Source organism: Stenomitos rutilans (assembly GCF_059505485.1).
Map to the genome: position 1 here is coordinate 1 of NZ_JCACKR010000030.1, position 6,370 is coordinate 6,370.

Below are 6,370 nucleotides of genomic sequence, written 5' to 3' on the forward strand. Positions count from 1 at the left end.
CCTGGACTTGGCATGACCTTTTAACCTATCCCACCCTTGTCTGATGCACAACCAAATGCTCTCATAGCTATTATTGCAACGAGATGGTTTTCTGATAAAGCTTCTCAAATACAAAAACTATTTGGAATTAGCCCACTACAGACTACATATTCTAAGCTTGAGAACAGTAGACCGCTTCCATTAACTGCCGAGCAAATTAATGATGAATTGTACGATCTGAATCGTAAAGACATCGAAGAAATTGTTAGAGATGCAACTTTCAGGAAAAGCATTATCGCCTTGTATGACTACAAGTGTGCGTTCTGCAAACTACGTATTGTGTCGATTAAGGACGAAAATATTGTTGATGGCTCCCATATCAAACCATTTGCTAAATTCAAAGACGATAGTTATACAAACGGAATTTCGCTTTGTAAAAATCATCACTGGGCTTTTGATCATGGGTGGTTTGGTATCGGTGATGATTATGAAATTATCATTCCTCACAACCGTTTTGATGAAGAGCCGCCGGAAGATTCCAAACGAATGATGGACTATCATAAACAACCGATTTCTCTACCAAATCAAGAGGATTTTTACCCCAGAAGCGAAGCATTGCAGTGGCATCGTAACTTTTGGAAAATTGCCTGATTGCAACGTTTGTCTATTCAAAACCGCTGAGGTAGAGCCTTTTAAACTCTGCTGCGGCATCTGGATTGATGCTTGCAAGCGCTTTGATGATGCTGATAACGGTTTCGGAATTGGGATCTCTCACTTCATTTACCCAGCGATAGACGTTCGATCGCCCAACTCCCAGCACTTCTGCCAGGTCAGTTTGGCTAATGCCGTAAGTCTCCAGCACTGTCTTTAGCACTCTTCCCGCTTTGCCCATAACTCTAATCGTGCCAGAGGACGGTTAGACTCAAAGAAAATGAGTCCTTGTGGACTACAAAAAAGGATGATGCTATGGTTTTGTAGTCCATTAAGTCCACAAAGCTAGACAGGGTTTCCCTATGAGTTTTATCGATGACCGCAATTCGGTTCCGCCCACTCCGCCTGCTGATACGTTGGATGACTCCGTGCAAGACGAGGAACCGATCAGAATTTCGCTGACAGGTTCGCGTAAAGCCGTCAACCGAGCAATCCATTTACTGCATCGGTTGAACTTCATTGCTGGCAGTACATGGAGCCGTCCTGTTGCAACCAAAAATGCTGGAGAGGTGATTAGCGTTGCAGCGAGACAAATCTCAGTTGATTGACCATTATCCTCATTGGTGGGCTAAACGGGGGCGGCAAAACCACCCTCATGGATGCCATTCGCCTTGCCTTCTACGGGCAACGCGCCCACATCGATCGCCGCAAAAAAGCCCAGTCCTACAGCGACTTTCTCAGCCAATGCGTGTGTTCTAAAGCGGCAGTCGGAGCGGAAGCCACGATCGAACTCACCTTTCAGCACGTCCTTCGTCTCAGCAACATCGACAAACTCGCCGAAATTCGAGTCCAGCGTCGTTGGAGCCGCAACCCCAAAGGCGGCAAAGATCAACTTCAGGTCTTCCTCGACGGTTGGGAAGACGATATCCTCACCAAAACCTGGGATGAGCGCGTCGAAGACTGGCTGCCGCTGGGCTTGGCGAACCTCTTTCTGTTTGATGGCGAACAGATCAAAGAACTGGCAGAGCAAGACACTCCACCGCCTGGTGTGATTGAAGCCATTCGCTCCGTTTTGGGGCTAGAACTCAGCGATCGCCTCATGGTTGATCTGGAAATTTTGGTCAACCGTAAACGCAAAGACTTGGCAGAAGCTAGCGATCGTCAAGCATTAGATGCGATCGAACAACGCCTCAACCAGCAACACACCGATTTGCAGACCGAACAAGACCGCTTGATCACCCTCACCGACCAGCTTCAGATCGCAGAAACAAGCTTGCAAGCCGCTCAAGCAAAATTTGATGCCGAAGGCGGCAACCTGGCTGAAGCAGCACCCCAACTCACCGAGCAGTTGCAAAAAATCCGCACCGAAGCCGACCACCATCACCAAAACCTGCGCCATCTCACGGGCGATCTGCTACCCCTGGCGCTCATTCAGCCCCTCCTGCAACAGGCGCAGCAACAAGGGCAAGCCGAGCTGCATCGCCAACAGGCACAAGCCGCCCAAGAGCTGATGGCAGACCACGACCAGCGCTTGCTATCGCTCATCCAGCAGCTCAAACTCAGACCAACCCAAGTCAAAACCATCCAAACCTTTCTAGCGCACGAAAACCAGACACTAGCGGCTGCTATTACGGGTGAATCCTGGCTCCACGCTGACCTTGAAGCCCTTCAGCAGCTTGCTCAAACGCTCCAGCACTGGCTGCCCGACCAAATTCAGCTCGCCCACTCTTTACTCTCTAAACTGCACAATCTCACCGCCAACAGCGAAACCCTCACCGTTAAGCTTCAGGCAACTCCCTCACCCGAAGACTACGAACGCCTCCGCTCTCACCTGGAGTCAACCCAACAGCAGCAGGAAGAATATGCTTTTAGCTGCGAACTGAGCCGTCGTCGCTGTACCGAACTGGGCGATCGCATCGAAGCCACGAAAGCTGAACTGCACCGTTACAGCGAGCAACACATCGATCAGCACAATACCGATTATTTTCTCACCGCTGCTCATGCTGTCCAGAAGACGCTTACCGCCTTTCGCGACACGCTTACCCTTCGTAAACTCGATCAACTAGAGTCCAGCGTCACCCGCTACTTTCGCCTGCTGTTTCACAAAACCAGCCTGTTACATCGGGTCGTGATTAATACCACCGACTTTAGCCTCACCCTTTACGATAGTGAGGGGCAGCTTGTGCCGAAACATCGCCTTTCTGCGGGAGAAAAACAACTTTTAGCGATCGCCTTCCTGTGGGGACTTGCCAGCATCAGCACTCGTCAACTGCCGATCGCCATCGATACCCCCCTCAGTCGCCTCGACTCTTCTCACCGTCAAAACCTGCTTGAGGCCTACTTCCCCAACGCCAGCCACCAGATGATTCTCCTCTCTACCGACACGGAGATTGGCAGCAAAGAAGTGCAGCAGCTTCGAGAAAAACAAGCGATCGCCCGCGAGTATTTACTTCAATACGACTCAAAAAAGCAGCAAACTAAAATCAAACCGGGCTACTTCCCTTTCCACACTTAACTTCTCCATTCCTCTACTCCCCAATGGAACCTCCAGTCGATCGTATCAAACTCTCCCAAGCTGCCAAAGATCAGCTCATCAAACTCAAGCGCGTCACAAAAATCGACCAGTGGAACATTCTTTGCCGTTGGGCATTCTGCCGCTCTTTAGCAGAAGCGACTCTACCCTCTCCCGTACCCATTCCCGCTGACAGTAACGTTGAAATGACTTGGCAGGTCTTTGGCGGCGAAATGGCTGAGATGCTCCTCATCGCGCTGAAACAACGGTGCTATAGCGATGGCTTACCCACCGATCAAGAAACCCTTGCGACGCAGTTTCGCTTACATCTTCACCGGGGTATTGGTTATCTTGCTGGCGATATACAGCTTAAGAAAATTGAAGACTTTATAGGAATAATTCCTCAATCAAATAGCTGATAGATAGCATTCATCGGTCTTGACTGTTATAAATAAAAAGTCTTGATCCTTACAACAGAAAGAAGATGTCTATTTACAATATTTCGATATTTACAATATTTCGATCATGATAAACGAGTACATTGGGAATAAAGATGAGGATATATATGGACCAACATCTGGATGGTGGGAATCAGACAATAAATCAATAGAAATTAATTCGGAGTCAGAACAAGCTATTATTCAAGTACTGAAGGAGAATGGATACTTTTCTCCTGATGACACTCCCGAAGTGGATTTTGAAGAAGTTGAAGATTCGATATACGTATACAGCGAAGAAAATGAAGTTCTTCTAATTAAAGAAGATACTTGAACGCCTCACATCCTTTTCCAAGGGGCTACTAGTTATCTTTTAACCTGTACTTGCCTTCTGACGTTTTTGCAAAGTACTTAGGCTCAATCGAATCCTTTCTATTCAAACCTTCACAGCGTCGATCGATCGCTCCACGCACAATGCTTTTGGGATCTTTGGCGCTAAAGGCATACAGCTTCTGGTCGAGAATCGCTTGCGTAATGTCAGCGCTAGACAAAGGCTGTTTAGCAGCGTGTAACACTTCAACTACAGCTTGCGCGATTGTTCTCTTTTCCATAAGTGCTCACTAAACTTAATTAAAATTGATTGAATAACAAAGGCTGGATACTGCCATCGGGCAAAATTTCTGGTAGCCATTCATCCCCTCGGTGCTCCGTTCCATCCCACTTTTCAGGATAGGTGTTTGCCGCAATCAATTCCTCAATGCGCGCCAGTTCTTCAGCGTTAATCAGGCTGATTTCTGGCTTGTCGAGCGATCGCGCGGCTGTATTCACCTCATCTTGAATTGCCAAAACTTGCGATCGCATCCAGCGGCGAGCATCCATGTGTAGGGGTCCCAAGCGATTTTGTTTGGCGGACAAAGAACCGTTTTTGTTGACCTCGCCATGCTTGCGATGACGATACTGCGGCTTTTTAATTTCCCAATATAAGGGACGTAGTTTTGCCAAGGGTTGCAGGTACGCCCACTCTGGTTGAGCAATCACGCGATCGAGCGCCGCATCCTTCTGCACAAGAGGACAACCGATGCACCCCGTTCTGGCATTGAGCGGCTCTTCCCCATCACTAATGTCCTGTCCATAGACCTTCGCAATTTCAAAGGTCGGGAAGCCCAGCTCTAAATCTGCCTGAAGCAGCCAGTCCCAAACATGGCAGACTCGCCAATGGACTATCGGAGCCAAGGTATCCGCGATAGCAGTGGAAGTCGATTGTTGAAACCAACCCTGCCCGCATTCGCCGCCATCTTTCGTGCAGCTAACGGCGATGCGCTGATCGCGAGCAGCACTTTCGCCAATCCGCACACCCGTCAGCATCAGAAACTTGTCGCCCCGCTCCTGACGTAATGCTTCCAGTTCCCGCTCCATACTCATCACTTTTAGCTTGGGCGTACACCAGCGAAAGGTATTGGAAGGCGGCGGCACACCTCGGCCCAGCATGTAGACAAAATAGCGATGATCTAGGTCGGGCAACACGACACGCGTTTCCAGACAGCCTTTGTTAAAGAGAGGCTGGAGGCGATCGCGCAGGGCAGCCAAAATATTGAGCGCACTCGTATGCAACGGCGGCAATTCCTGGCGAGTGTCGGCATAGAGAATCGTCAGACTTTCAGGTTGGGGAATTTGCCTTGTTTCGATCAGGTGAGCGACCACTGTAACGGTTGCCGCAGAATCTTTTCCGCCCGAGAACGCGATCGCCCAATGTTTGTAGAAGGAACCATAGTGACGCAACGATTCGACCGATAGCTCAATGCTTTTCGGTAACGTCAGGCGCTCTTCTTCAAACAAACTCAGAGTTCTCATCGCTGGCGCTCATATCCTCCCAGTGGCTACTAACCATAGCAGAGATCCTATATCCTACACCAGGTTTAGCGGCTAGGAGCGTGACGGTGGCTCGGTGTACACCAGGTAAGCTTGATCACCTAATTTTAGTATAAACATACTGAAACGTTTTCTCTCCGCCTTGTTCAGACTAATGCCCTATGCTGGTTGTAAGCGGCTGGGTAAGCATGATGGAACGTGTAGAACTGGCAACGTGCGCTTCCGAAACGATCGAGCAGCAATTCGCTAATATGGTGGCGTGCTGTGATCGAAGCTCGATCGGGAAGCGGCTCTTGGGTGCCTTTTATGTTCACATTTCCGCCCTGCCAAGCCTTGATCCAACGCTGCAAACCTATGAGCAGTCGGCTCGCCGCTATCTTCAAAACCCGATTACACCAACGCTGATTAAATTCAGCACGGCTCAACCTAAGCTCTCTTATTTGTTCTATCCAAACTTTGAGGTTGACCCACATCCCACCCTTCAGCAAAGTATCCAAGTAGACCTGAGTACAGGGCAGGTTGGCAGTCGTGATTATCGGGACACCGACAATCCACCCGTACTCCATCGTAAAGAAACCTTTGTCGCGCCCAGCCATCCCCACTACAGAGACTTTGCCGAATTAACCCGCCAGCAGGATCGACTAGGTCTACTGACTAACTCGCGTGAGATTGGCACCCGTTTGGGCTGGCAGCAGCGTCTAGCAGCCCATCACGTTGAACTGCATGGGCATCGGCTGGCGTGTCCACTCCGAGCTTCATCCAATCAAGCGGGACTTAAGATCGATCGCCATAAAGCTGCTTTGGTGCGGACCGCGCTTTCTAAACCCGTTCGATCGGCACTAGAAGCAGGGCCGTTTACAGCAGGCACTTAGGATCGTGAACTTAATAAGACCGGAGAAAGGAGGGAAAGAAGTTAGACTGA

The 6,370-nt window shown here is 49.4% G+C and carries 9 protein-coding genes; 6 read left to right on the forward strand and 3 right to left on the reverse strand.

Annotation, left to right across the window (positions count from 1 at the left end):
* The first annotated feature begins 36 nt into the window (after nt 1-36).
* Nucleotides 37-630 (forward strand): HNH endonuclease, encoded by a 594-nt coding sequence (locus AC5JLP_RS04345; RefSeq protein WP_496066681.1) that lies wholly within the window; start codon nt 37-39, stop codon nt 628-630.
* A gap of 13 nt (nt 631-643) precedes the next feature.
* Here AC5JLP_RS04345 and AC5JLP_RS04350 read toward each other — a convergent pair whose 3' ends face one another.
* A complete protein-coding gene (locus AC5JLP_RS04350; protein WP_496066682.1) occupies nt 644-871 on the reverse strand; it encodes a helix-turn-helix domain-containing protein in 228 nt (75 codons plus the stop codon).
* A 121-nt stretch (nt 872-992) separates the two neighbouring features.
* Between AC5JLP_RS04350 and AC5JLP_RS04355 the strand changes: the two genes are divergently transcribed.
* From AC5JLP_RS04355 to AC5JLP_RS04370, 4 genes are all read left to right on the forward strand, one after another.
* Entirely contained in the window at nt 993-1,238 is a 246-nt protein-coding gene (locus AC5JLP_RS04355) for a hypothetical protein (protein ID WP_496066683.1), read from the forward strand.
* Entirely contained in the window at nt 1,235-3,145 is a 1,911-nt protein-coding gene (dndD, locus tag AC5JLP_RS04360) for a DNA sulfur modification protein DndD (RefSeq protein WP_496066684.1), read from the forward strand. Before AC5JLP_RS04355 ends, dndD begins: the two co-directional genes overlap by 4 nt.
* 23 nt (nt 3,146-3,168) lie before the next feature.
* Nucleotides 3,169-3,561 (forward strand): DNA sulfur modification protein DndE, encoded by a 393-nt coding sequence (dndE, locus tag AC5JLP_RS04365; protein WP_496066685.1) that lies wholly within the window; start codon nt 3,169-3,171, stop codon nt 3,559-3,561.
* A gap of 106 nt (nt 3,562-3,667) precedes the next feature.
* The gene (locus AC5JLP_RS04370; protein ID WP_496066686.1) at nt 3,668-3,913 is read left to right on the forward strand and encodes a hypothetical protein; all 246 of its coding nucleotides are present in this window, start codon (nt 3,668-3,670) and stop codon (nt 3,911-3,913) included.
* Between the two features lie 28 nt (nt 3,914-3,941).
* On the opposite strand, the gene AC5JLP_RS04375 is transcribed toward AC5JLP_RS04370, so the two are convergent.
* Together AC5JLP_RS04375 and AC5JLP_RS04380 are read right to left on the reverse strand one after the other, a co-directional pair.
* On the reverse strand, nt 3,942-4,190 hold the full coding sequence (locus AC5JLP_RS04375) for a hypothetical protein (protein WP_496066687.1): 249 nt from the start codon (nt 4,188-4,190) through the stop codon (nt 3,942-3,944).
* Nucleotides 4,191-4,209: 19 nt separating this feature from the next.
* Entirely contained in the window at nt 4,210-5,430 is a 1,221-nt protein-coding gene (locus AC5JLP_RS04380; protein ID WP_496066688.1) for a phosphoadenosine phosphosulfate reductase domain-containing protein, read from the reverse strand.
* A gap of 206 nt (nt 5,431-5,636) precedes the next feature.
* On the opposite strand from AC5JLP_RS04380, the gene AC5JLP_RS04385 reads away from it, so the two are divergent.
* Nucleotides 5,637-6,320, forward strand: coding sequence for a DNA phosphorothioation-associated putative methyltransferase (locus tag AC5JLP_RS04385; protein ID WP_496066689.1), 684 nt, complete (start codon nt 5,637-5,639; stop codon nt 6,318-6,320).
* The last annotated feature ends 50 nt before the right edge of the window (nt 6,321-6,370 follow it).